18 protein-coding genes and 1 pseudogene are annotated in these 26,132 nt (G+C 46.8%); 18 read left to right on the forward strand and 1 reads right to left on the reverse strand.

The features are described 5' to 3' along the window. Positions 1-101: 101 nt before the first annotated feature. From QNO02_RS14005 to QNO02_RS14025, 5 genes are all read left to right on the forward strand, one after another. On the forward strand, positions 102-866 hold the full coding sequence (locus QNO02_RS14005; RefSeq protein WP_105598656.1) for a YheC/YheD family protein: 765 nt from the start codon (positions 102-104) through the stop codon (positions 864-866). Positions 867-1,063: 197 nt separating this feature from the next. Continuing rightward, on the forward strand, positions 1,064-1,804 hold the full coding sequence (locus tag QNO02_RS14010; protein WP_105598657.1) for a LytR/AlgR family response regulator transcription factor: 741 nt from the start codon (positions 1,064-1,066) through the stop codon (positions 1,802-1,804). A 1-nt stretch (position 1,805) separates the two neighbouring features. Further along, positions 1,806-3,104, forward strand: a complete 1,299-nt coding sequence (locus QNO02_RS14015) for a GHKL domain-containing protein (RefSeq protein WP_289392473.1) — start codon at positions 1,806-1,808, stop codon at positions 3,102-3,104. Positions 3,105-3,214: 110 nt separating this feature from the next. Next, a complete protein-coding gene (locus tag QNO02_RS14020; protein WP_289392474.1) occupies positions 3,215-5,266 on the forward strand; it encodes a serine hydrolase domain-containing protein in 2,052 nt (683 codons plus the stop codon). Between the two features lie 193 nt (positions 5,267-5,459). Beyond that, the gene (locus QNO02_RS14025; RefSeq protein ID WP_289392475.1) at positions 5,460-6,863 is read left to right on the forward strand and encodes a PQQ-binding-like beta-propeller repeat protein; all 1,404 of its coding nucleotides are present in this window, start codon (positions 5,460-5,462) and stop codon (positions 6,861-6,863) included. Between the two features lie 69 nt (positions 6,864-6,932). Here QNO02_RS14025 and QNO02_RS14030 read toward each other — a convergent pair whose 3' ends face one another. Further along, positions 6,933-7,607, reverse strand: coding sequence for a class I SAM-dependent methyltransferase (locus QNO02_RS14030; RefSeq protein WP_289392476.1), 675 nt, complete (start codon positions 7,605-7,607; stop codon positions 6,933-6,935). A 163-nt stretch (positions 7,608-7,770) separates the two neighbouring features. On the opposite strand from QNO02_RS14030, the gene QNO02_RS14035 reads away from it, so the two are divergent. The 13 genes and pseudogenes from QNO02_RS14035 to QNO02_RS14090 all read left to right on the forward strand — a co-directional run bounded on the left by QNO02_RS14035 (position 7,771) and on the right by QNO02_RS14090 (position 26,096). After that, entirely contained in the window at positions 7,771-8,382 is a 612-nt protein-coding gene (locus tag QNO02_RS14035; RefSeq protein WP_289392477.1) for a DUF8580 domain-containing lipoprotein, read from the forward strand. Positions 8,383-8,552: 170 nt separating this feature from the next. Beyond that, positions 8,553-9,533: an SDR family NAD(P)-dependent oxidoreductase gene (locus tag QNO02_RS14040; protein ID WP_289392478.1), complete on the forward strand. Its 981-nt coding sequence runs from the start codon at positions 8,553-8,555 to the stop codon at positions 9,531-9,533. A 16-nt stretch (positions 9,534-9,549) separates the two neighbouring features. Continuing rightward, a pseudogene (locus tag QNO02_RS30395) lies at positions 9,550-9,654 on the forward strand (hypothetical protein); the annotation flags it as partial. 115 nt (positions 9,655-9,769) lie between these two features. Beyond that, positions 9,770-10,678, forward strand: a complete 909-nt coding sequence (gene murB / locus QNO02_RS14045) for a UDP-N-acetylmuramate dehydrogenase (RefSeq protein ID WP_430982046.1) — start codon at positions 9,770-9,772, stop codon at positions 10,676-10,678. Positions 10,679-10,908: 230 nt separating this feature from the next. Then, positions 10,909-11,868: an ABC transporter permease gene (locus QNO02_RS14050; RefSeq protein ID WP_221819409.1), complete on the forward strand. Its 960-nt coding sequence runs from the start codon at positions 10,909-10,911 to the stop codon at positions 11,866-11,868. Positions 11,869-11,870: 2 nt separating this feature from the next. Then, the gene (locus QNO02_RS14055) at positions 11,871-12,740 is read left to right on the forward strand and encodes a carbohydrate ABC transporter permease (protein WP_083679484.1); all 870 of its coding nucleotides are present in this window, start codon (positions 11,871-11,873) and stop codon (positions 12,738-12,740) included. A 23-nt stretch (positions 12,741-12,763) separates the two neighbouring features. After that, positions 12,764-14,302, forward strand: coding sequence for an extracellular solute-binding protein (locus QNO02_RS14060; RefSeq protein WP_289392479.1), 1,539 nt, complete (start codon positions 12,764-12,766; stop codon positions 14,300-14,302). Further along, a complete protein-coding gene (locus tag QNO02_RS14065; RefSeq protein ID WP_289392480.1) occupies positions 14,299-15,627 on the forward strand; it encodes a Gfo/Idh/MocA family protein in 1,329 nt (442 codons plus the stop codon). Before QNO02_RS14060 ends, QNO02_RS14065 begins: the two co-directional genes overlap by 4 nt. Position 15,628: 1 nt before the next feature. Beyond that, positions 15,629-17,860 carry a glycoside hydrolase family 88/105 protein gene (locus QNO02_RS14070; protein WP_289392481.1) on the forward strand — a complete coding sequence of 744 codons (2,232 nt, stop codon included), beginning with the start codon at positions 15,629-15,631 and terminating at the stop codon, positions 17,858-17,860. An 87-nt stretch (positions 17,861-17,947) separates the two neighbouring features. Beyond that, complete coding sequence (locus QNO02_RS14075; RefSeq protein WP_289392482.1) at positions 17,948-20,242, forward strand: AraC family transcriptional regulator; 2,295 nt, start codon at positions 17,948-17,950, stop codon at positions 20,240-20,242. Between the two features lie 43 nt (positions 20,243-20,285). Next, positions 20,286-22,343: a glycoside hydrolase family 65 gene (locus QNO02_RS14080; RefSeq protein ID WP_289392774.1), complete on the forward strand. Its 2,058-nt coding sequence runs from the start codon at positions 20,286-20,288 to the stop codon at positions 22,341-22,343. A gap of 67 nt (positions 22,344-22,410) precedes the next feature. After that, the gene (locus tag QNO02_RS14085; RefSeq protein ID WP_289392483.1) at positions 22,411-23,556 is read left to right on the forward strand and encodes a glycoside hydrolase family 88/105 protein; all 1,146 of its coding nucleotides are present in this window, start codon (positions 22,411-22,413) and stop codon (positions 23,554-23,556) included. Between the two features lie 53 nt (positions 23,557-23,609). Further along, positions 23,610-26,096, forward strand: coding sequence for a glycosyl hydrolase family 95 catalytic domain-containing protein (locus QNO02_RS14090; protein ID WP_502921882.1), 2,487 nt, complete (start codon positions 23,610-23,612; stop codon positions 26,094-26,096). Positions 26,097-26,132 lie beyond the last annotated feature (36 nt).

Consider the following 26,132-nt stretch of genomic DNA (forward strand, 5'->3'; position numbering starts at 1 on the left):
GCTTTTGTTGAGGGCTCCTTTATCGGTATTACATATAATGCATGCAGGATCTTGATCAAACAGCGGGCTACGATGCGGTTGCTGAAGGGAGAGTTTACGACATGGGAGTTGATAAATTGCAGCCGTTAAGAAGCAAGTGGTTAAAAACAAAATTGATCATTAATAATGAATTAATTAAACCGTTTATACCCGACACACAGAAATATAATAAAACGAATCTGAAATCCATGATCAGCAAATATGGAATGGTCTATGTCAAACCCGAGAGAGGTACTTTCGGGATGGGTGTTATTAAGGCCGAGATGGAAAGTCATCAACATTTTGTCTATCAGATAGAGCAAAAACGCCTGACGTTTGACAGCTTTGAATCGTTTTATAACAGTCTGACTCGTTTGGTGAATAAAAGAAGTTATCTGATACAGAGAGGAATCCATCTTCTTAAGCACAATAACAGACGTTTTGACATCCGAGTCATGATACAGCTAAGCCCGACCAAACATTGGGAAGCGACCGGAATCATCGGCCGACTGGGTCATCCAAAGAAAATCGTAACCAATTATCATAGTGGTGGTACACCGATGGATATTCACAAGCTGTTACAATCACATGCATCAACAAAACGCAGGAATGAACTGGTTCATGAGATGAATGAGCTTAGCCTGCGCATAGCTCGTCATATGAAAAAAAAGTACCCGTATCTAAAGCAAATTGGTGTAGATATCGGCCTTGACCACAGTCTGAAACCCTGGATTATTGAAGTGAATGTCAAACCTGACCCATATATATTCAATCAATTAAAGGACAAGACGATGTATCGCAAGGTAATACGATATTACCGCCATGCTATGCCCAAAAAAACAGAATAACAGACCGGACTTTTCATAGGTCTCGCTGGAGAAGGTTTCAAGCTCAAGAGTCGCCAATGTGGCGACTTTTTTTGTTGATCTGCGTTTTAGGGTCGGAATATTGCATTTCATCCCAATTCGACTCCGAAACCTATGCTAAAATAGTATATTCGAGAGTGAAATTCAGAGTCGATGTCGATGAAAGGCGGATGTTCCCCATGTTCAATATTGCAATCTGTGATGATGAGGAGCAGCAACGAGAACGTGTGAAAACGATGCTGGTCTCCTTATCTCTAAAAACCAATTTTGATTTTCAAATTAGCCTATTCACATCTGGTGAACAACTGCTCTCGCACTACAGAGAGGTTGGGGACACATTCAATATTCTCATCTTGGATGTGGAGATGGGCGGAATGAACGGGATTCAGACCGCTAAAGAGATCAGAAACATGAAGTTTCTGGATGTACAGATTATGTTTCTGACCAGTTACCCGGAATATATGGTGGAGAGCTTTGATGTCATCACCTTTCAATATCTGATCAAGCCAATCCAGCCGCAAGTTTTCGAGGAAAAGATGATTAAGCTGTGTCAATATTTTCAGGCATTGGACAAAAAGTATGTACTAATCAAATCAGACTATGATGAACTGCTGCTGAAATATGATGATATTCTCTGGATTGAGGTCGTCAAAAGTTTAACAATCAAGAACAAGTTGAATTTTGTGACACAGGAAAATGTACATGAGACCAAAGGCATTTTATCCAGCTATGCTACTGGTTTGAAAGACCATGGTTTCTTACAGATTCATCGCTCGATTATTATCAACCTGATGCATGTTCAGAAGTTTTCCGGCACTCAAGTCGTTATGTTGAATGGAACGGAACTGCCCATAGGTCGATCCAAGGTAAAAGAAATCAAGGATGCCTACACCAAATATATGATCATGAGGATTCAGTGATATGGATAGCTATATGATCTTTTCCATCATCTTTGTGACCTTACTTATGGCATTTCAGGCGAATTTTTATTTTGATTCTGTGTTGGGCAAGTCCAGGCGAAAGCCGCGCAGAGCGATCTATTTCATCGTTTTTATCTTATTGGATTATTTTTATTTGGTTTCTTCCTTCTCTGACATCGTTTCTACTGCTGTTGCTCTGTTATTAATCTTCAGTCTGGCACAATCCTATGAAGTGGAGTTCAAAATCAAGCTTGTTTTTACCATCCTGTATGCGGTTTTGATTACAATGGCAAATACGATAGCTGTATATATTCTCGGAGTTTTGGAATCCACAGAATTCATTTCATGGGAACAGTTCAACGGAGAAAACCACTGGATTCTCTCCAAGGTGATGCTGGTTGGTTGCAGTATGATGTTCATTGTTATTCAAATTGTGCGTTTAGTGGCTAAACGCAGAAGTTTTGCCGTGCATTATCGTTATTATTTGCTGTTTCTTATCGTACCCATTATTACAATCTATCAGATCAATGTGGCCTCCATATATAGTGAAAAAAACATATTCTACGTCTTTTCTGTACTAGGCTCTCTATTTCTCAACGTGTTCATTGTATATGTATTCGATAATATGGTGGAAAAGGTACAGCTTGCGCATGAAAACACCCAGTTACAGCGTCAGATGGACTACCAGGATGCCAACTATGAGAAGACCGTTCACAGTTTCAAAAACATTAAATCCATCATCCATGATATCAATCAGCAGTTTCTGTATATTGATGAATGTATCCAACGTAACGAACTGGCGGCGGCAGGTGACCATATCAAGTCTACATTAAATACCATTGAAGGTGCGTATCAGCGGGTGAACTCCGGCAATCTGGTCATTGATGCACTCGTTACAAATACCTTGGCTATGGGGCAGGCAAACGGGATCAAAATTGACACCAAAATCCAGCTCCACTCGCAACATATCCAGATCGATCGATATGATCTGTGTGTGGTGCTGGGTAACATGCTTGATAACGCAATTGAAGCCTCCAAGAAGGTTAGACAGGCCGAGGATCGATATATCCTCATTGCCATTCACTCCACATCATCTGCACTTGTCATCCAGATTATGAATCATGTTGAGCAACCGATAGTTGACTTGAAAAGTGAAAAGCCTAATCCGGAGTACCATGGAATCGGTCTAACCAATATATCGAGAATGTGCGAGAAATATGGTGGACATATGAGTATTGAGCATCAGCATCGGAAGTTTAACAACATGGTCGTGCTTCCGTTCCACACCGACAATCCCTGAACCTGCCGTTCAGGGGTTGTTTTTTTCCATTCAGGGTCCGTTTGCGTTCGAACAGTCTCTTCCCGGATATGATGAATTCATTCATAAGAACATTCGAGGGAGGACATGGGATGAAAAAATTAATTAGTCTTTTATGTACAGCGGTGCTTGTAATTACACCGCTGGCAGATGTCAGCGCAGAGGCGAATAACAGTACAACGATTGAGGCACGGGCGGAGCAGATCGCCAAGGAGATGGTGCAAACGTACGGTGTCACCAGTGTGCAATATGCGATCATGGATGAAGGAGAATACATTTTATCAGATAGTGTAGGACTGCACGATAAGGCATCACAGAAGCCAGTAGACAAGGATAGCATGTATGGCATAGGCTCGGTTAGCAAAATGGTTGTTACGGCAGCCGCCATGAAGCTTGTCGATTCCGGTAAAGTAGATCTGGATGAGCCGCTTACTTCGTATATCAAGGACTTTAAAATGGCAGATGCGCGCTATACTCAAATCACACCGCGCATGTTGATGAATCATTCATCCGGTCTTTACGGTACACATTATGGAAACAGCATGTTGTTTGACGATAATGACACCCGCAATCATGATGAGTTATTGCTTAAACTTCAGTCCGAAAAACTGAAATCCAAACCTGGCGAATATTCCGTCTACGCCAATGACGGTTTTCAATTGCTTGAAATCCTGGTTGAACGGGTGAGTGGATTAAGCTACAGCGAATATATCGCCAAGTACATCAGTGAGCCGTTGAAGTTGGAATCAACGAAGACACCACTAGATTCCTTTGACAGAGCGCAATTATCCGAAACCTATTGGCCTACACTTGAGATGAAGATGCCTACCGAAAATGCAAACATTATCGGCACAGGCGGAGTGTACTCTACCGCTGAAGAATTGAGTCAATTCGGAGAGGTTTTGATGGGGAACAGACCGGATATTCTGTCCGAATCTGCTGTGAAGGCTATGCAATCTCATGAATATCGTAATGGCATATGGGTATCTGATGAGCAAAATACGATCAATTATGGCTTGGGGTGGGATTCGGTTGACCTTGCACCTTTCAGCGATTATGGGATTACCGCGCTTGCCAAAGGCGGGGATACCATGTTGTACCACGCCGTGTTAATCACTATACCCGAACATGATATTTCAATGGCGGTTCTATCATCTGGCGGATCTTCCGTCTACAATCAGATGTTTGCCAGCAAAGTGCTGCTGGACGTTCTCGAGGATCAGGGCAGCATCGACGATGTTCAGCCTGATCAGAAATTCTCACCACCTGTCAAAGTGAAGATGCCAACAGAATTAAATTCGTACTCCGGTCTCTATGGTACGGTAGGAGAGACATTGGATATAGCGATTAAGGATGGTGAGATGCAACTGCCTGCTTTGCTGGGAGGAATTATTCCTGAGCAGAACTATGTGTACACAGGCGACGAACATTTTACAAGTGCGGATGGCAGTGTGAAAGCTAGTTTTGTGAAGGAACGTAATGACAAGGTATATGTTAAAGTTCAGGGTATGATTACGTTACCCGGCATAGGTCAAACGGTAATGAACACGTATGATTATCAAAAACTGGATCATAATGCGCTTGACGCAGCAACGAAAGAGAAATGGACAGCTCGTGACGGCTCGAAGTATTATGCACTGGATGAAAAAATAACGTCGATCTTTTATCTGCTTCCATCGATGCTGATCAAGAACCTGTCTGTTGATGCCAAAAATGGCTATGCTAATGGCACGCAAATCATGGATGCAAACAACGCAGAGAATATCGCCCAGATTCCTGTGATGAACGGAAGAGACGCGTTTGATCTGCAATTTTACACGAAGAATGGCGCCGAGATTTTGATCCAGGATGGGCAAGAATACATTGCCGAGGATGCGATTACTCCAATCTTTGGTGGGAAAAAAGGAATTACAACTATTCCGGCAAACGGTCAAGCCCGGTGGTATGCGATCGACGCCAGATCGAGTAACAAATCCATCACGGTGGATTCTCCGAAGACCGGAGGTTACGCAGTGTATAATGATAAAGGGGAAATGGTTGACTTCTCTGTAGCAACCAATCAGGAATCGACGAAGCTTCCGAAAAGTGGTTTTATCGTTTTTGGTGGGGATGCCGGTGATGTATTCCAGATTGAATTAAAGTAAAGCAGGGACTGCGTTACAAAGTCACATTCTCAACCTGTCACATAAATAATGTCGTATTCAGAAAGTCGCCTTATGGCGGCTTTTTTGATTGCTTTAGAATAATTTAACAATCTGGTAACAATTCGACCTCACTGCTCGTTATATTTATGTAGTTATATATCAGGCTCATTTTTAACAGGAGGAATTACTATCTATGATCAATAGACATAAACGTCAAACAACGAAACAATGGAAAATAAGAGCAGGCAGGCCCATCGTTGCAGGCCTTACTGCCGGAATATTAATGGTTCACGGAGTCATCGGCGTGTTGCCATCTCAGGCACATGCTGAAGCATCGGATGTATCTATTCGTAACTGGTATTCGTATCAGCGAATCACTGTACCAGAACTGAAACCTTCTTGGACAGCAAAAGTAGATAACTATTTGAATATGAACGAGACGTACATCGGAGCTAATGCCATTGCAGAAGAAGGCAAAGTATTCACGTTTGCTGGATCGAAGTTGGTTGCACTTGATGCGACAACAGGTAAACGGTTGTGGACTTACGGCAAAGAATTGACACCTTATATTACCTATCAAGGCGGCGTCCTCTACGGACTGACCAGTGATCACAAGCCATATGCCTTGAATGCGAAGACAGGCAAAGCAAAATGGCGGTCAGGGGCATCCACCTGGATTGATACGGTTCAACGTACAGAAGCTCTGATTCCAAGCGCGGATACCCTCTATGTTATTAAAGGAAGTACAACGTTTGCACTGGATATCAAGTCAGGCAAACTGCGCTGGAAGGCAGATGAGCCATTAGGCGAAGGTCACGGTACTGAATATCTTGAAGAGTCTAATGGTATTGTACTGAGAACCTTTTTTGTCCAAGGGGCACTTACATCCGTTCAACTTAATGCGTATGACAAGAAAACGGGCAAGAAGTTATGGGGTCATTTTGGTCAGGGGGAAGCTATTCAGATCAAAGACGGACTTGTGTATTCGGTGGATTTTTATTCTCCAATGTTGGAAGATGATGAGTCTTCACCTGAACGCAAATGGAAAGTTAATGCGTACAACCTGAAGACCGGTGTGTTGAAAGGAAGTCAGGAGTATAGGTGGACCATGCCGGGTGACCCACCATATATGAATGGTAGAGGAGGTATACTTGTCAATAAAGACAAACTGTACATTGCGCAGGGGGACAACATAGCGGAGTACTCGTTGAATACAACCAAGTCGAAAACTACGCCAATTCGAACGTTTCACCAACCTTACGGGGACAAAATGGAGTTACTTGGCATTGTACAGGAACGGCTGGTGTACAAAAACCTCGAGACAGGTGAACTTAAAGGCATTAAGCTGGCTAATGGTCAGGAAGTTCAGTGGCATGGTGATGCCCCGGTTTCTCAGATTGATGTTTACGGTAAAGGAATGTATCGAGCGCAACGTAACGGCACCCTGCTTGCCCTCAACATGATGACGGGTCAGCCAGCTTTTCGAGTCGCTACCGGGGGAGATTTGCATAACACGACATTGAAGACAAACGGAATGATCATCATCCAAGCCGAAGGCAAACTTCTCGGCGTTAAGCTGCCAGCATCGCTGAAATAAGTGATTCAGAATGAAAAATATGTGAGAAGACCGGATCAAGGCATAACTTGCTCATAATCCGGTCTTTTTTTATTTTTGCGCATAAAACACTGCAAAGTCCAAGTATTTGTACATGCAATCTGCCACACGAAACCCCGCTTCCTCCAACCACATCAATTGATCCTCCAGTGTGGCATTGATATCCACCTTGCGTCTTTCGATCGAAGCCGAGATGGATTCCTTAGACAAACCACTTTGATGAATCGATTCTAACCAGCGCTGGCGGTAATAGGTGTCCGTATCGAGGGTTCTTCCCTGAACCTGATCTGCGTTGATGAAGCATCCGCCTGGTTCTAACAGCTTATGTACAGTTTCAAACACCTTTTTCTTGTCAGCGTGGGTCAGATGGTGAATAGACAGGGAGGAAATAATCATATCGTAGGAACTGGTGAAGTCGTACTTGGAGTAATCCCCGATCACATACTGTACTTGGTTTGCATCAGCAAATCTTCGACGTGCTGCTTCAAGCATTTGATCACTAATATCGATCAGGGTTAATCGCGCGTTGGGATACTTTTGCAGGACCAATCCGGAGAGCAGTCCCGTTCCTGCACCCAGATCAAGAATACGTGGAGAATCGAGCGGGCTTTCCATTAGATCCAGGGCCATTCCATAAAAATCATCAAAACAAGGGATAAGCTGCTTTCGCTGCACATCATAATCTTGGGCTACCTTATCAAACAGCTGCTTTACTGAGAATTCCATGTGCTCATCACTCCTTGAGGTTTTCTCCATATTTTACAAACTGGAAGGGATCAAGGGAAATACTGATTATGGATAAACTCATAGGTTGGACCTATGGGTTCCGAGTCTCTGCCATGGGTAATAACATGTAAGCGCAGAATATAGACAGGGAGGAATGAACCTGATGTTTCAACCACGTTCTATTATGATGAGTATCTCGTTAATCGTTATAGTTCTAACACTTGCAGCTTGCTCTGGTAGTAATGAACCTTTGCCTAGCCCTCAACCATCAATGCCAGTAGGAGAAACAGAAGAAGCGAATGAAACAGAGCGCCCACAGACCGAAAGTTTTGAAATGTTGACCGCAGATGGCAATCAATCACTAGAAGCGACCTTGCAACAAGGAGAAGGATTTTCCTTGTACGTATTTGAGAAATTCACATTTGATGCTGCTCAAGGCCGTCTGTCACTGACTAGTAACGCTGACTATTATGTGGATATTGAACCACTGCCTTCGGATTATAATCTGGCAGAATTGGAGACAGCGGGTAAAGAAGAATTAGAAAAAGCCGGTAAGGTATCCGATTATAGTGGAGAACTGGTAGAACACCCGCTTGGTTATGCCGAGCTCTATCTTCAGGCCTCTGGTGAAAAAGGCATTATTGATTATATGGTTTGGAAATCAGAAGAAGGGGACGCATTTCTATTCCGTCTTCATAATCCAAAAGGAAAAGAGGCCTCTGATTTCGCTAGCCCGGTCCTTGTTTCGTTATCCACCGTTCAGGGTGATTCGTAACTTAGATGACCATAATCTTTTCAACGAAAGTCGCCAACTGGCGGCTTTTTTTACTTATGCAGATTGCACGGAGAAGTTGCGAGATGATGTATTCACTTCCATTTGACTTAGAGTACGCTCTAGGGTGTAGACTTTGAAGAAGTAGAAATATTACCAAGGAGATGAACAGAATGACACAGGAAAATAATACTAGAACTTTACAACATAAAATGGGCTCTGGCTTCAACCATAACAGTACAGCGGAGGATGTATTGAGAGATCTGGACTTGTCAGGACAGCTTGCTATTGTAACGGGTGGATATTCCGGCCTCGGGTTGGAGACGACACGTGCGCTTGTTAATGCGGGAGCCCGTGTAGTGGTGACTGCACGTCGTCCAGCGGTTGCGAAGGAAGCACTTTCTGGTCTGGAAGGTGTTGAAATAGATGCATTGGACCTTGCTGATTTATCCAGCGTTCGTGCTTTTGCCAAGCGGTTTCTGGCGAGTGATCGGAACATTGACATGCTGATTCTTAATGCGGGCATCATGGCTTGCCCGGAGACGCGGGTTGGTCCTGGCTGGGAAGCTCAATTTGCAACCAATCATCTGGGCCACTTTGCCCTGACTAATCTGTTATGGCCAGCACTGGCAAGTCAGGGGGGAGCACGTGTTGTTTCCTTGGCATCAGCGGGACATCATTTCTCACCGATTCGTTGGGATGACATCCAATTTGAACATGGCTATGAGAAATTCCCTGCCTATGGACAGTCCAAAACAGCAACGATTTTATTCAGCGTTGAGCTGGATCGTCGAGGTGCAGAGCACGGAGTACGGGCTTTCTCCGTTCATCCAGGCGGAATTATGACACCACTACAGCGTCATATGCCAAAAGAGGAAATGATTGCTCTGGGCTGGATTGATGAATCTGGACAAGTGGCCAATCCTGCTTTCAAAACACCTGAGCAGGGGGCAGCGACGCAAGTCTGGGCAGCAACTTCACCTCAGCTTGAGGGAAAAGGCGGTGTCTACTGTGAGGATTGTGACATCAGTGAATTGGCTCCAGAGGATGGAGGTTTCTATGGGGTCAAGAAGTATGCTATCGACCCTGAGCAAGCTCTTCGTTTATGGGATCTATCGGTCAAGCTGACTCAAACAGACATAGAACTCTCATAATCATGTAGTTGCGGCAACAGAGCAACAGCTTGCTTCCATGCAGGAGATCAGCTCATCTTCTTCTTATCTGGCCCGCATGGCATCACGTCTTCAGGAACTCACGGAAAATTTCAAAATCTAAAGAGAATGCGATTAATTATAATGAAAACAACATAATTTCAAACAAAATCTCCTATTTAGCATATAATAAAGAAGGAGCATCTCATTTTCGCGATGGTGCAATCATTTCTTTATGAATTCAGGGAGAGAAAATCATGAATATTTTTGAGCATCAGATACCTTTGGAAAAAGTGAAATTCAATGAACCACTAAAAAATCACACGTTTATTAAAATAGGTGGTAACGCAGATATTCTCATCCATCCAACAACGATAGACGAAATCACTAAAATCGTGGAAATTGCCAACTTACATCAGTTACCTCTGACGGTCATTGGAAAAGGCTCAAACGTCATTATTAAAGACGGGGGCATCCGGGGAGTAACGATTTCTCTTAGCCACTTCAATCAAATTAAAGTGAGTGAGGACAGCATGATTGCGCAAAGCGGCGTTGATATCATTGATGTATCCAGACTTGCTTTGGAGCACAGCTTGACCGGTTTGGAGTTTGCTTGTGGCATTCCCGGCAGCACGGGGGGCGCACTTTACATGAATGCCGGTGCTTATGGCGGTCAGATCGCAGATGTTGTTGAACGTGCGACTGTGATCACCAAAGATGGCGCAGTGTTGGAGATCCCGCGAGAAGAGATGAAGTTTGGTTATCGAAATAGTCTCTTCAAGATGGATCACTATATCATACTGGAGGCCGAATTCGGGCTCAAAAAAGGAAACAAGGAAGATATTGCGAGCAAAATGAAGGAATTAACGTTCCTGAGAGAATCCAAGCAGCCGCTTGAGTTCCCTTCTTGTGGAAGTGTATTTAAACGACCCGAAGGGCATTTTGCCGGTAAACTGATTCAGGATTGCAACTTGCAGGGCACGCGCATCGGAGGCGCTGAAATCTCCATGAAGCATGCAGGTTTTATCGTAAATGTGGATCACGCTACTGCCCAGGATTATATGGATCTGATCCAATTTATTCAGCAGAAAGTATATGATACGTTCCAAGTTGAATTGGAAACCGAAGTAATCTTTCTGGGAGAGTAACTTCATTGGAATCATTAGGAGGTCGCCTATGGCGGCCTTTTTTGTTGCCAATGTAGTACCAACCATTCCGCCAGTGAATGAACCAATCCTGCAAACCCGCGTCACGCAAGCGATTGGCTCATGCTATGGCTGATTGAACGATTGTTGCTGACCCCGCTCTCCCTTAACATGTGAACAGAGGAGCCTGCTCGTCATTCACCATCATTCTGTCAAAGGGGGCCCGCGATCGTATGGCTGAGCTGTCGGAAACATCAACGTTGCAACCCAGGGTTACAGTCAACAAACCCGTCAAACCAAGTTATCTGCGTAACATTAGAAAACACTGGATGTTGTATGTCATGATCCTGCCCGGCATTTTGTTCTATATTATTTTCAAGTACATTCCACTGGGCGGAAGCGTGATTGCATTTCAGAACTTTCAGATTATGAAAGGCATATGGAGCAGTCCATGGGTTGGCCTGGATAACTTCAAATTTATTTTTACGTATCAGGATTTCTATCACGTGCTTCGGAATACAGCTCTGATTGCCTTATACAAACTGGTGATCGGATTTCCTGCTCCCATCCTGCTAGCGCTATTGTTTAACGAAGTTAGAAAAATGCTTGCCAAACGCTTTTTGCAGAGTCTGTTTTATCTGCCTCATTTTCTCTCCTGGGTTGTTGTCGGGGGGATCGTGTTTGAGGTGCTAGCCTCGGGTGGTTTTGTAAACGCTGTCCGTGGATGGTTCGGGTTCGAGCCGATCCTGTATATGCAGCAGGAGCAATATTTTCGACCTATTGTTGTGCTGTCCTCTATCTGGAAAGAGGTAGGTTGGGGAACGATTATATATCTCGCTGCGGTAAGTGGCATTGATCCCACGCAATATGAAGCGGCAGTGATGGACGGAGCGAACCGCTGGAAGCAAACGATCTACATTACATTGCCCGCGTTGTTCCCGACGATCTTAACCCTGTTCCTGCTGAATATCGGCAATTTCCTGGAACTTGGCTTTGATCAGATCTATAACCTGCTGACACCGATGACCTACTCGGTAGGGGATATCATTGAAACGTACGTATACCGCTCTGGTGTCCTGCAAGGGCAATATAGCGTAACAACAGCGATTGGTCTATTTCAGTCGGTGATTGGCTTTATTCTGCTCTGGGTCTTCAATCGGCTAGCGAGAAAATCAGGAGAGGGGTTGTGGTAATGATCAAGCAGACGATTGGAGAAAAGCTGTTCCAAACCGCCAACTACATTTTCCTGACGCTTGCGGCCTTTACGATGCTCCTTCCATTGCTACATCTGCTTGCCGTTTCCCTGAGTTCGCCGGTTGCGGCAGACTCCAAAGAAGTATTTCTGTGGCCCGTCGGCTTTACTTTCGCGTCATGGAAACACATTCTACAAAGCTCAGGCTTATGGCAATCGTTCGGTGTAACCGTATTCATTACGGTAGTGGGTACTGCGCTTAGTATGTTGTTTTCAGTGTTGACCGCTTTTCCGTTATCGCGCAGAGAATTCATGATTCGCAAACAAGTGATGCTGGGCATCGTAATTACGATGATTTTCAATGCCCCGATGATTCCATTCTTTCTGACGGTAAGGGAGCTGGGCATGATGAATTCCATCTGGTCCCTGATTATTCCTGGTGTAATTGGCACATTTAATATGGTCATTCTGCGTACCTTTTTCATGAGCTTGCCCAAAGAACTTGATGACACGGCCCGAATCGACGGTTGCCATGACTTCCGGATCCTGTTTCAGATTTATTTGCCGCTATCCAAGCCGGTTCTGGCTACGGTCAGTCTGTTCTATGCGGTGGGATACTGGAACACGTTCCAGCGGGCGGTACTGTTTCTACGTGATCCAGGGCTCTGGCCTTTGCAGATGAAGCTACGAGCGTATTTAACCAGCCCGGAGGAACTGGCCCAGGTAAATATGTTTCTTGGGGATTACAACTTCAATACAACCACGTTAAAGGCAGCGACGATACTTTTTGCAAGCGTTCCCATTATTTTGGTGTATCCTTATCTACAGAAGTATTTTGTGAAAGGTTCATTGCTCGGATCACTGAAAGAATAAACCATGTTCAGGGGGATGATTCCATGAGAAAACAACTGAGTCGTAAGATGATGCCGCTAATGCTCAGTCTAGCCATGCTGTTGGTCGCTGGTTGTGGCTCTGCTACTACAAGTTCCGGAAATGACGTTGGTAACGGCGAAGGCAGTGGTGGAGCTGTAAAAGTCAAAGTATTCAAAAGCCATATGGGCGTTGGCAGCTTGCCAACTGCGGATAATCCACATGTGAAATACATTGCTGAAAAGACGGGAGTCCAGTATGAACTCATTACAACGCCTCCTGGTTCGGAGCCATCCGAATACTTAAACCTGATGATTGCCTCGGATGAACTGCCAGATATCCTGCGTCCGATTGGAGGCATTGAGCAGACACTGATTCAGCAGGGAGGCGCGTTACCACTGGATGAACTGCTACCTGAATATGCACCGCATGTGTGGGAAAGTATTCCTCAGGAAGCTTGGGATATCGTACGCTCTGCTTCCCCTGACGGCAAAATCTATTATGTGCCCAAGGTATTCCTTGTGCCTGAACGTGCACCATTAATTCGTCAGGATTGGGTGGATAAGGTGGGCATGGAGATGCCAAAGACCACTGATGAATATGTCGAGCTGCTCACTGCTTTCCGTGACAAGGACCCGAATGGCAACGGCAAACCGGATGAACTGCCAACAAGTGGCAGGGAATTCGGCAGATGGATGGACCATCTGTTTGCGATGTACGGGGTAGCGATGTGGGAAGGGTATCCCGAATGGGATGAATACGATGGAAAAATCCAGTACGCAGGGACTACCGACAATATGCGGGAAGCAATCAAGTTCATTCGCATGTTATATGTGGAAAAACTGCTGGACAATGAAACCTTCCTGAACAAAGGGGAAGTGTGGCAGGCCAAAATCAATAATAACCTCGTAGGCAGCTGGTATCATTTGCCTGCAAATGTGCGAGATCGGTACAATGCGATGCTGACCCAGGCTCCAGATGCCTACATTGCAGCAATGCCGTTGCCCAAAGCCGAAGGGTTTGAAGCTTTTGTCACCCAGAAAAGCATGGGTGAACCGGAATGGATGATCCCAGCCACCAATCAGGATAATGCGCCAAATGCGCTGAAGCTGCTGGATTTCTTCTATAATCCTGAAAATGATGAGTTTGGTCGCTTTGGTCTTGAAGGTGAGCAGCATGAAGTCAAGGATGGACGCAAAGTCATTCTTCCACCTGCTGACAACAAACCGCTTGCCTTGGGTATGAAGAATCTGACCACAGCAGAAGACATGAACAAGCGGATTGAAGAGACATATCCGGAAGATCAGCAGCGAATGGTCAAAGACATGTTCGAAGTCAGCACTGCCGATGCACGGCAAATTGCAGGTGACGGTCTGCCAGCCTCTGTGTATGAAGGTTTTCCTGATATCCAGTCTCACAAGTTGTTTCAAGAGGTATTGACCAAGATTGTCATCGGCGAGCTGCCGATCGAGGCTTATGATGAATATGTGAAGAAATGGAATGCTTCCGGGGGCGAAGTGGTCACCCAGCGTGTACAGGAATGGTATGAGAAGGTGAGAAAATGAAAAAGAGATATGCCCTATGCGGGGTCAGCGGCAGAGCATTGGGACAATTTGCAAAACCAATTCATGAGCTGTTCTCTCATAATTCAGAGGTTGTCGCCCTGCTGGATAGCGATCCTGCACGGTTTGAAGTCTATCGCGACCGTTTTCCTGAGCACACAGAAGTAGCGGTATATGGAGCTTCGGATTTCGGGGTCATGGTTGATGAGACTCGGCCTGACTGTATCATCGTGGCTGGCAGGGACGATACTCATGCCCACTATATTGTCGCCGCGTTGGAGCGGGATCTCGATGTTATCACCGAAAAGCCGATGACGACTACAGGCGCTGATGCCAGACGCATTCTGGAAGCAGAAGCAAGGAGTAAGGGCAACGTTACCGTAACGTTCAATTATCGGTATATGCCGATCCACATGCGTATCAAGGAATTAATTCAGGAGGGGAAACTCGGTCGCGTCACTTCCATCGACCTTAACTGGTATATCGATACCCATCACGGCTCCAGTTATTTTAAACGGTGGAACCGTGAACGGGCATTCTCGGGCGGTCTGTCGGTCCATAAAAGTACCCACCACTTTGATCTGGTCCAGTGGTGGATCAATCAAAAGCCAGTTGAAGTTTTTGCCTATGGAGCACTGAACTATTACGGGGCTGAAGGTGAATGGAATCCGGCACAGGAGGACGGAAGACATTGCCGAACATGTCATGTCTCAGAAGATTGTGCCTATTATTCCCGCTGGACGTCCCGCAGTCGTCAGATCCGGGTACCGGATGACCATCTGAACCAGCTCGGTACAACAAGCCAGCAGGAGTTTCCGTACACTTCATACCGTCCCGACCAGTGTATCTTCGATTCAACCATTGAGATTGAAGACACGTATGCCGCAACCGTGAAATATAGCGGCGGCGCGCTGATGAGTTATTCGGTCAATTTCTCACTTCCTTACGAAGGGTACCGTTTGGCGATAAATGGTACGAAGGGCAGGCTAGAAACATTGGAGTATCATATGCCGGCCCGGACGCCTTTTCCCACACCCGTCCAGACGATCGATTACTTTCCGCTCTTTGGTTCAAAAGAAACGATCCATGTTGTTCATCGTGAAGGCGGACATGGAGGAGGAGATCCACTGCTGCTGGAGGATATTTTCCTCGGCGAAGATAAGAAACGCCCTTACCGAATTCTGTCTGGCGCTGAAGACGGCGCTTATTCCGTTGCCGCTGGAGAAGCAGTGTGGCGATCTGTGGAAGAGCATCGGCCTATTTCCATAGATGAAGTGCTGGGTGGTTGGAACAGCAGTGTGCCCACACACAAAGGGAGGGAGAAGTGACATGAGCAGACCTGTGTATTTTGAACCGGAGGAGAGTATGGCTTATCACAGTGGTGAAGACGATATGCACGCCCTGATGAGCATTGCGGGAAGGTATATTGGCGCCAATCCTCCGCATCCCCCGGTCTACAGAGTGAGTAGGCCAGGACTTGTGCGCAAGTCCGATGATCACCGCTACGTCTTCCCGCTGGGCGATTTATTTCCCCACATGAGCAAAGGACAACAGGTCTATGCATGGGCCAAACTGTGGAGTGACAGTGATCAGGAATTTGTTTTTCATATCACCTGCTTCGGACCTGTTAGGTTGTTTCATAATGGCGTGCTGATCTATGGTTCTGCACCTGAAGAGGAATATCCAGCGATACCTGTTCTGAAACTGAAATGTGGGCTGGTCAGAGGCTGGAATCACTTCGTTCTTGAATTCAAATCAGGCGAAAATGGGGGAGGTGGCCAGTTTGGCACTGGCTCCCGGAAGAACAAACCACTTCACTTCATTGTACCTTCGCTCGAACGAGATGGGGAAGAAGGCTGGCTCTACAGCGAGCCGTTGGATTTTCCGTTGCAGGAAATTCCTTCTGGCCCCATGCGAGAGAAGGCCACTGGCGTTAACTGGTTGCCTCGGGAGGAAGACCCCGAGAAGGCATCGCCTTATGGGCAGTTGGCACGGATGTATGGACTGACCAGCGGCATGTCTGCGTATGCATGGACGAAGATAAATGGTACCAATTGTGGCAAGGAGACTGTGCTGATCTCCGGTGAGGCCTACAGCCCGATTGAATTCTGGGTGGAGGGTAAGGTAGTATTCCATCAAGAGCAAGCCGGACTTTTCCGTTTCGAACTGCCATTATCTGCTGCTGTGCAAGATCTGACAGCGAACTGTGTATGTGGAGACCGGGATTGGGGATTCCGTATGGATGCAACTACAGATGAGATGTTGACACCCGCACTGGATGTGAAAGGGCATAGAGGCAAGTGGCTGTACCTGGGTCCTTTTCAAGCGGAACAGGAGATTGATCTGGCTTCCTGCCAGAAGATGAAGCGGACTGCTCCTAGCGGAACAGGTGAAGACGTATACTGGCGAACAGAGCTGCCATACGGAGAGGTACGTCCATTTCTGGAAAATGAATGGTTCGGCCGATGGAACTATCCCCTGGGCGTCACGTTATACGGATTGCTTCAGCTTGGCAAAGTGGGTCAACGATCGGATATTCGAGATTACGTGCTGAATCACATTGAATTTGCCTCTTCACGTTTCAGCTACTCCTTATGGGACAGAGAACGTTATGGTGCAGCTGGGCTGAATAATCAGCTCTCCCATATCGACAGCCTGGACGACTGTGGATCTTTCGGCGCCACCATGCTGCTTGCCGATCGGGAACGCAAGTTGGACGGCGTTTCAGAGACGGCAGCTCATATCGCTGACTATATTTTGCATCAACAGTCCCGTCTGGAAGATGGCACTTTATACCGCAAGATTGGTGTCTCCAGATCAATGGATAACACGATGTGGTGTGATGATCTGTATATGAGCATCCCGTTCCTGTGTAGATACGCCGAATGGTCGGGTGACGATAAGCTGCTGGATGAAGCGGCAAGACAGGTTCTTTTGTATAAAAAGTATCTGTACATTCCAGAGCTGCAAATTATGTCACATGTATTCGATGTGGAGCGAGGTGAGCCAACACGGACCCCTTGGGGCCGAGGCAACGGCTGGGTGCTGTTCTCCATATCGGAGCTGCTGACGGCCCTTCCTCATGAGCATCCATCCTATACAGTTCTCATTCAGTTCTACAGGGAATTGTGTGAAGGGTACTTGCCATTGCAGGGCAGAAACGGATTGTGGCATCAGGTATTAACGGACCCCGAATCATATGAGGAAACATCCTGTACCTCCATGTTCATCTATGCGTATGCCCGGGGTGTTCGAATGGGCTGGCTGTTAGATCCGAAACCCTATGCACAAGCGGTGGAGCGAGGGTGGAAGGGGCTTTCAGAGCGCACAATTGATAAAAGAGGCAATGTATACGGCGTATGTCGTGGCTCCAGCTACTCCTTCACAAATCATTATTATAAGCATGAACTGGGTTGGAATCTGAATGATACCCATGGGATCGGCATTGTACTTCTTGCTGGGCTTGAAACTATTGCCATGCAAGAATGGCAGACAAACACGCCGGTTTTCGCTACGGAAAGGGTCGGAACACCGGAGAAATTGGAGAAATCATCTTTTTAGAGGGAGAAAATAGGCTGTTGGACCGGGTCGTATTGGGCATATGGGAACGGTATAATATCGGTATATTGCATATGAGGTGGGATAATTGTGACCCTTTCCTTCTTAAAGTGGCTAAAATTCAATGTCACCAATACCCAGACCCGGCTGCTGCTGATTCTGACTGTTGTTGTCTTCATGATTATTATTGGGGTGGGGATGACGACGTATTATTCTTCCAAATCGGTGTTACAGCAGGAATTAAGTGAGCCGCAACACCAGATGCTGCGTATCAGCATGAATGATATTGATGAAGTGATCCGGGAAAGTGATCAGATTGCGGTGAAAATTGCACTGAACAGTAATGTATACCGATTTCTCACCAATGAAGTACAGGGATCATACCGCAATATTACGGAACTGGTACAATTTCTGGAAACCTTAATCAGTAGTACGTCCTTTATTAAGAGCGCTTACATTTTTGATATGAATCGGGAGAGCATTGTTGCGTTCCCACAAGGCTACAGCTCCAGCAAAGTTAATTTCCCGGATTCGGATTGGGTTAGCGTTGCCGATGAACTTGAAGATCGTCCCATGCTGGTCAAGCAACGTGAGATTTCCACATCGTCTGGTGTGTCCATGCCGCAAATTACACTTTACCGAAAAATAATGATCGCTGGCGAGTTGAAAGGGATTATCGCAGTTAATTTCAAGACAGAGAAGATGTTCGAGCACATGCTGCTCTCATCCGTCTCCGACCTTGACAGCCATCGGTTCATCCTCGACACCAACAACCAGCCTTTATATGATCTCGGCAATTATGCCGTCGGAAAGGAAGCGGTCAGTCATGTACTCGCCCAATTGGATGGTGAAAAGCTTGGCGAGTTTAAACATGAAGGTAAGCTTTTACTGGCTTCACAGACCATTTCACCGTACACCGGATGGCGTTATCTGTCCGTGATATCACAAGACAGTCTCCTCGCTAATGCACAGAAGATCCGCAATATTGTTTTTATCGTATCTTTGTTGGCTCTTGTAGCAGGAGCGGTTACGATCACAGTTTACAATGCAGCTGCTTTTAGACCGGTAAGACGCATGAGACAACTGCTCAGCGGGTACGACCAGGAGAGAATCCATCCGGAGCAGATTGATCTGGAGAAAATAACGGGGCAACTGCTAACGGATCATGCTCAGCAGGCCATCAATCTCAGGCAGACCCTTCCGGAAGCTTCATCCAAATTTCTGACGGATATCTATAACGGACATATGACAGGAAGTCGGGAAATTAGCGAGAAATGGTGCCGTTATTTCAAGGATTGGAGCGATGAGCCACTCTCTATTGCCATGTTGTCGATTGATAATTATAAGGCCTGGTGTGAGCGTTTTACGAAGTCAGATCACTCCCTGCTGAAATTTGCCATTGGTAATATCATAGCTGAACTGTTGTCTGGACAATGGCGGGTGTTATCAGCCGATCTGGGCAGAGACCGGATGCTCGTGATGCTTCAACCGATTCATTCTGGCGGTAGCAAGAGCGTAGCCACAGCAATACGAGAGACGATTGGCATGATTCCTCGCTTGCTCAAGTTTCAGGTGTCGAGCGGCGTAAGCGGGGGGCACGACGGATTCATGCGACTTCAGCGAGCCATGCATGAGGCGGAGAGTGCGCTGGATTACAGATTCTACTTGGGGTATGAACGAGTTATTTCGTTTGAAGAGATCTCGGGTCTGCAACCGACCGAGAATACATTGGAAGAACTTGAATTCATGACTCAACTGACGGAGACCGTCGAAGCAGGCAGGGGTGAAGAAGCCCTGAGGACTTTTGACAAGATAGTTGGTCGAATGACGCACGAGCAATGGCACCCTTCATCAGCGCTGGCCTTTCTTGAAGCTGTTGCAGCTACACTTGAACGAACTCGCCTGAAGCGCGAGACAGAAGGTTGCGGACTCGAAATGGTGGATATGCAGACCATGCATCTGGAGGCTGTCTGTGAAGTGCTGCGAAGCCAGATCGAAGGTTTGGCTGATTGGTTCGGTAGCCTTATGCTTAGCAAGGATTTCATACTGTGCCAACAGATGATTGCATTTATGAACAACCATCTGGAAGACTCGGTAAGCATTCAGGAGATTGCCGAGCATGCTGGGATAGGAAGCAGTTTGGCAAGTCAGTTGTTCAAGCAGGAAATGGGCGATACCATCCACGGATATTTCACTAAGCTTCGCATGGAACGTGCCTGTGAACTATTGCTGGATACGGATTATAGAATTTCCGAGATCGCAACGATGGTGGGTTATCAGCATGAGAACAGTTTTATTCGTGTGTATCGAAAATACAAAGACATTACACCGGGCAAGTACAGGGAGATAATGCGAAGCCGCAGGGGTGTGCTACAGGAATCTTGATCCATACTTGAACCCATAGAATGACAAGGAGGCAGAGCCATTGATGGATCGACAATCGGTCGTCACCAGGAATCATCCGGTATTAACACAGCTTGAGCCCAGATCGCCTTTATCTGTAGGTAATGGAGAATTTGCATTCAGTGCTGATTTTACGGGACTTCAAACGTATCCAGATCTGTATGAAATACCTCTTGGTACACAATCCAACTGGGGTTGGCATTATACGGGCGGTCATCATGTATTCGGAGATGAGGATATTGTCTATCAGGCATTTGAGACATATGGCCGCAAAGTGCCATACCCCATGAAGCCCGAAGACAAGGAAGAAGCCTATCACTGGCTTAGGCAGAACCCGCATCGACTTCAGCTTGGACGCATTTCATTTCGTTTGCTAGGAGAAGATGGTCAGGAGACGGACGTCACCCATGTCGTCCCAGTACGTCAGGAATTGAATCTATGGACCGGAATTCTGCACAGTGAATTTACCGTGCAGGGGGAAGAAGTGAGTGTAGAGACAGCCTGTGACCCACGGCTCGATTGTATCGCCATTTGTGTACAATCCGAATTAATCCGTAAGCAGCGTCTGCAACTGTTTGTTGTATTTCCAGCGCCCGATATGACACACCGGAGCTGGTCAAAATCAGTATTCCCCGACTGGAAGCAACATGACAGACATTCTACTGTGCTGACATCGGCCACTTCGACTTCCGCATCATTAAAACGTGTGCTGGATGAAGATGAATATACATTGGAATGGATCTGGGACGCAGGCCAACTGGAACAGACGGGAACTCATGAATTCACACTATCTCCCAAGGCCATATCAGACTCGGACATCTGGTCGTGCAGTGTGTCTTTTGCTGCACATAAGCCGGAAACCTTACCAGCAGATACAGTGTTGCGATCAAGCTCGGTCCACTGGAATCAGTTCTGGAATGATGGCGGAGTGATTGATTTTGAAGGCAGTTCAGATCCGCGTGCCGCAGAACTGGAGCGTAGAGTGATCCTATCCCAGTTTCTGAGTGCGGTGCACAGTGGTGGGTCCATGCCACCGCAAGAGACCGGATATATGTATAACAGCTGGTTCGGCAAAATGCATCTGGAGATGCATTGGTGGCATGCAGCGCATTTTCCGCTCTGGAATCGGACCGATCTGTTGTGCAAGAGTATGGACTGGTACCTGACCATCCTGCCAGAAGCACGCGAACTGGCACGCTCTCAAGGTTATGTCGGTGCGCGATGGCCCAAAATGGTGGGCTATAACGGGCATCAGACTCCGTCGCCAGTAGCTCCGGGATTGATCTGGCAGCAACCACATCCCATGGCACTAGCGGAGATGTGTTATCTGTCCCGGCCTGACCCTGCTATGTTAACAAGGTATAAGGATATTGTATTTGAAGCGGCTGACTTTATGGTGTCCTATGCCCATTGGGATGGGAAAAGGCAAGCGTATGTGTTAGGTCCGCCGCTTATTCCTGCGCAGGAGAATCACGCCATGAACGATAGTTTGAATCCGCCCTATGAACTGGAGTACTGGAAATTCGGTTTGGAGATAGCCATCCTTTGGGCAGAGCGTTTGAATCATCCAGCCAATCCAGACTGGCGAAGAGTGGCTTCGCACATGGCTAAACCACGACATGAGAACGGAGTTTATCTCGCACACGAGAATTGTCCGGACACTTACACCGTTAAAAACCATGATCATCCCTCGATGGTTGGAGCACTTGGACTTTTGCCAGGTTCATTAATCGATCCGGAGATCATGAGAAATACGTTGCTCAAGGTCAAAGAATGCTGGGACTGGGAATCCGCCTGGGGGTGGGATTTTCCGATGTGCGCGATGACAGCGGCCAGATTGAATGAACCAGAGCTTGCAGTGGATTTCCTGATGATGGATGCCACGAAGAACACGTATTTGCCTAATGGACACAACTATCAGAGAGCAGGGTTGTGGGCATATCTTCCCGGGAACGGTGGTCTCCTAACCGCTGTCGCCATGATGGCCGCCGGCTGGGCAGGAGCGGGAGAACAAGTAAATCCGGGATTTCCACGGGATGGTAGCTGGACTGTGAAGTGGGAAGGTCTTAATCCTTTGATGTAATCATCAGAACGTTGAACCCCGATTGAACGGTACAGATGGCATAATCCATCAGAAGGAGGATTTCGATATGGTTGGAACTTCGACAAAGTCAGTGACACAAGAACGGAGAATGTCTGTCAAAATAGCAGATACCTTGCTTTCCGAATGCCAGAATGGCAATCATCCCAAGATTGCAGGCAAATGGGGCTATGTGGGCGGGATGACGCTGATGGCACTGGAACACGCCGCCGAATGGAATCAAGAATCCCGCTACGCGGAACTTGTCCAGCGTCACATGGATGACCTCATCGAGAATGATGGCACCATTCGGACCTACCGGTTGAATGATTACAACCTGGATATGATCAATGAAGGCAAAAATCTGTTCAACCAGTGGAAGAATTCCGGCAATGAAAAATATGCTAAAGCAATTTTGCACCTGGTTGACCAGCTTAAAGGACAGCCACGGACAAGTGAAGGTGGATTCTGGCATAAGAAAATATATCCATTTCAGATGTGGTTGGATGGCATTTATATGTCTTCACCTTTTTTGGCGGAATATGCGAGCACCTTCGATCATCCCGAGAGCTTCGATGAAGTGGCACGACAGATTTTGTTGATCGAGCGGAAGACCCGTAATCCGCGTAATGGCTTACTCCACCATGCCTGGGATGAGAGCAGGGAACAACGCTGGTGCGCTCAAGATACTGGTCGATCCGTTCATGTTTGGGGCCGGGCCATGGGATGGTATGCAATGGCCGTGGTAGATGCACTGGAGCACTTTCCCGTGGATCACCCACAGCGCGGACAGATTATGGGCATATTTGAACGAATGGCATACGCGATTGCCCATGCTCAGGATCATGATAGTGGACTCTGGTACCAAGTGATGGATCAGAACGGAAGAGCCGGCAATTATCTGGAAGCCTCTGCTTCCTGTATGTTGACCTATGCACTCGCGAAAGGCCTCAGGTTACATTATCTGGCTGAACTGGACCGTGAAGTCGTTGATCATGCCTATGCTGGAATATTGAAGCAGTTAGTCACTGAAGATGAAAAAGGGGTGCATCTTCACCACATCTGTCATGGTGCCGGACTCGGTGGGAAGAAGTATCGGGACGGTTCTTATGAATATTACATCAGTGAACAGGTTGTTAGCGATGTGCAGATGGGCGTAGCCCCGTTCTTGCTAGCCAGTATTGAGATGGAGAGACTTGGGGCGGAAAAAGCGTGAACCAACACACTGATCACACAGACACTACAGGCATACGGCCGGACAGGAACAAGATGTTGCTGAAATATCCTTCTTCCTGGTGGCAAGGGTTGTGGCGAGAAGCGCTTCCTTCCGGAAACGGTAAGCTTGGTGCTTCAGTGCAAGGTGGAATTCAGACTGAAACTGTGCTCTTGCAGCACAGTGAATTATGGCATTGGGGGCGCAAAGATGAGCTGCCCGATGTCAGTCATACCTTATTAGAAACTCGTAAGTTAATGGATGAGGAACGATATTTAGAGGCAAGCTGGCATCTGACCCGTACACTGCAAGCAGAAGGTTACGCGTCCAAGTTGTCTTCCCGATATCCACTGGCTACAATGACGGTGAAAATGAAGTGTAATAACGCTTTTCGCAAATACCGGCGGCAACTGGATATGGACACAGGGGAAGTTCATGTGCGCTGGCAGGACGGAAGTGACAACTATACAAGAAGTCTGTTCGTCTCGCGTGCAGACGATTGTGTTGTCTATGAGATCGAGACTCATAGATTGAAAGATGGAGCAAGTGCGCAGGGGACAGGTTCGACTGAGCATTCATTGCTGTCGGGGACGATAGGCCTGCAATTCCCGCAGGGCGACCGGGTAAGAGAAGATGATGAGTTCAACGTACTAAAGTCGTCTATAACGATAAGAATTGATCGGGATGATAGTGGAGACTACCTGTGCTATGGGGGGCGAAATGACGATGGGCAGGACTACGGAGCGGTGCTGCGACTGATCCAATTGAACGAAATACCTGGTGCGAGTCATGATCAACAAAAGGAAAGCGAAACTAACAAAGACATGCTTAGCAGGCAACTTCATTTCCAGACCTCTGGAAAAGTGCTTGTGCTTGTTAAAATGTTTACTACGGGCAGACGAGCGCAGGAATGGACACGGTTGAAGCAGGAACTCGCATCGCTTGAGAGCGACTACAATACGTTGCTGGATCGGCATATCTCACTGCATCAACCGCTGTTTCGGTCCGCTGAGCTTGATCTGGATGATAAAACAGATGACGGACGCTGTAATGAAGACTTGCTTCTGGAAGCCTATGAAGGTGAAGCACCTACAGGGTTCGTGCGCAAGATGTGGGCCTATGGTCGGTATCTGTTTATCAGCGGAACCTCTGAACATAGCGGATTGCCATTTGGATTATACGGCTTGTGGGGTGGTGATTATCGCTTGATCTGGGGCCACAATATGGCTAATGAGAATGTGCAAATGATGTATTGGCACACTGACGTAGGTGGTTTATCCAATCTGAATCGTTCGTTGTTCCGCTATTACAACGGATTAATGGATGACTTTCGGGACAATGCTCGCAAGTTATATGGCTGCCGAGGAATCTACATTCCCGCTGGAACAACACCGGGTATCGGGGTGCCTAACCAGATTGTTCCCGTAATCATGAACTGGACGGGAGCAGCAGGATGGATCGCCAGACATTATTATGCACATTATCAGTTCACTGGGGATAAGCAGTTTCTGCTGGAGGAAGCCTTGCCCTTCATGAAGGAGGCCCTTCAGTTCTATGAAGATTTTCTGGTGCTGGGTGAAGACGGCAAATATAAGATATACCCGTCTGTTTCGCCAGAGAATACACCTGAGAATTTTATGCCTAAGCATGGACAGCCACTGGCCCACCCTATGCCTACAACCATTAACGCCACCATGGACATTGCCATTATTAAAGAACTGCTACAGCATGTCATTGCAGCCAGTCGACTAACTGGAGTGCATGCGACTAAGATTCCGTGCTGGGAAGCCATGCTGGAGCATATGCCCGACTATCTAATTGAAGCGGAGGGAGCTGTGAAAGAATGGCTGCATCCTGCGTTTGAAGATCGACGTGATCATCGTCATCTTTCACACCTGTATCCTGTTTTTCCAGGACAGGAGGTCACCCGTGAAGAACAGCCAGAACTTTTCCAAGCGTTCGAGACAGCAGTTGATCAGAGAAGGCTTGGTGCTCAGAGTGGTTGGTCCCTTGCACATATGTCGTCTATATATGCTCGACTTGGCAATGGTGAGCGGGCGTTGGAAAGTCTCGATATTCTTGCGCGCTCCTGTGTACTGAGTAATGGGTATACCTTGCATAATGACTGGCGTAATATGGGGGTATGTATGTCCATGCCCGCTGCTCCGATTCAGCTGGATGCCAATATGGGCTGGGTTAATGCAGTACAGGAAATGCTGCTCTATGTGTCAGAACAGTGGATCAAGTTACTGCCGGCATTGCCAGAACGGTGGGTACGGGGTTCCATTCTTGACTGGTGCATACCAGGAGGTCGAATGTCCTGTACATGGAACCGGAGCTCGGGCTTCTTCCGGGCAGAACTTGTCGCGGACCGGCGGATCAATACGAAGCTTCATATTCCTGAATGGGTGAACGGATGCGAGATGATAAGCAGAAGTGCCTGCTTATGTGAACTTGATGATAATGGCATCTATGAGCTTGAAATTGAAGTTGGTGGGGAACTCACTCTGGAGAGAAAAATGTTTGGGATAAATAATGAATAAAATGCCGCCATCTGGCGGCATTTTTCATAGGGATCT

Origin of the sequence: Paenibacillus sp. PK1-4R (assembly GCF_030369595.1) — a bacterium.
Classification (GTDB): Bacteria; Bacillota; Bacilli; order Paenibacillales; family Paenibacillaceae; genus Paenibacillus.

What these genes read in the sequence shown, in the direction of transcription:
- QNO02_RS14005 (WP_105598656.1), top strand. Translation starts at nt 102, where the DNA reads ATGGGAGTTGATAAATTGCAGCCGTTAAGAAGCAAGTGGTTAAAAACA.
- QNO02_RS14010 (WP_105598657.1), top strand. Translation starts at nt 1,064, where the DNA reads ATGTTCAATATTGCAATCTGTGATGATGAGGAGCAGCAACGAGAACGT.
- QNO02_RS14015 (WP_289392473.1), top strand. Translation starts at nt 1,806, where the DNA reads ATGGATAGCTATATGATCTTTTCCATCATCTTTGTGACCTTACTTATG.
- QNO02_RS14020 (WP_289392474.1), top strand. Translation starts at nt 3,215, where the DNA reads ATGAAAAAATTAATTAGTCTTTTATGTACAGCGGTGCTTGTAATTACA.
- QNO02_RS14025 (WP_289392475.1), top strand. Translation starts at nt 5,460, where the DNA reads ATGATCAATAGACATAAACGTCAAACAACGAAACAATGGAAAATAAGA.
- QNO02_RS14030 (WP_289392476.1), bottom strand. Translation starts at nt 7,607, where the DNA reads ATGGAATTCTCAGTAAAGCAGCTGTTTGATAAGGTAGCCCAAGATTAT.
- QNO02_RS14035 (WP_289392477.1), top strand. Translation starts at nt 7,771, where the DNA reads ATGTTTCAACCACGTTCTATTATGATGAGTATCTCGTTAATCGTTATA.
- QNO02_RS14040 (WP_289392478.1), top strand. Translation starts at nt 8,553, where the DNA reads ATGACACAGGAAAATAATACTAGAACTTTACAACATAAAATGGGCTCT.
- QNO02_RS14050 (WP_221819409.1), top strand. Translation starts at nt 10,909, where the DNA reads ATGGCTGAGCTGTCGGAAACATCAACGTTGCAACCCAGGGTTACAGTC.
- QNO02_RS14060 (WP_289392479.1), top strand. Translation starts at nt 12,764, where the DNA reads ATGAGAAAACAACTGAGTCGTAAGATGATGCCGCTAATGCTCAGTCTA.
- QNO02_RS14065 (WP_289392480.1), top strand. Translation starts at nt 14,299, where the DNA reads ATGAAAAAGAGATATGCCCTATGCGGGGTCAGCGGCAGAGCATTGGGA.
- QNO02_RS14070 (WP_289392481.1), top strand. Translation starts at nt 15,629, where the DNA reads ATGAGCAGACCTGTGTATTTTGAACCGGAGGAGAGTATGGCTTATCAC.
- QNO02_RS14080 (WP_289392774.1), top strand. Translation starts at nt 20,286, where the DNA reads ATGGATCGACAATCGGTCGTCACCAGGAATCATCCGGTATTAACACAG.
- QNO02_RS14085 (WP_289392483.1), top strand. Translation starts at nt 22,411, where the DNA reads ATGGTTGGAACTTCGACAAAGTCAGTGACACAAGAACGGAGAATGTCT.
- QNO02_RS14090 (WP_502921882.1), top strand. Translation starts at nt 23,610, where the DNA reads ATGTTGCTGAAATATCCTTCTTCCTGGTGGCAAGGGTTGTGGCGAGAA.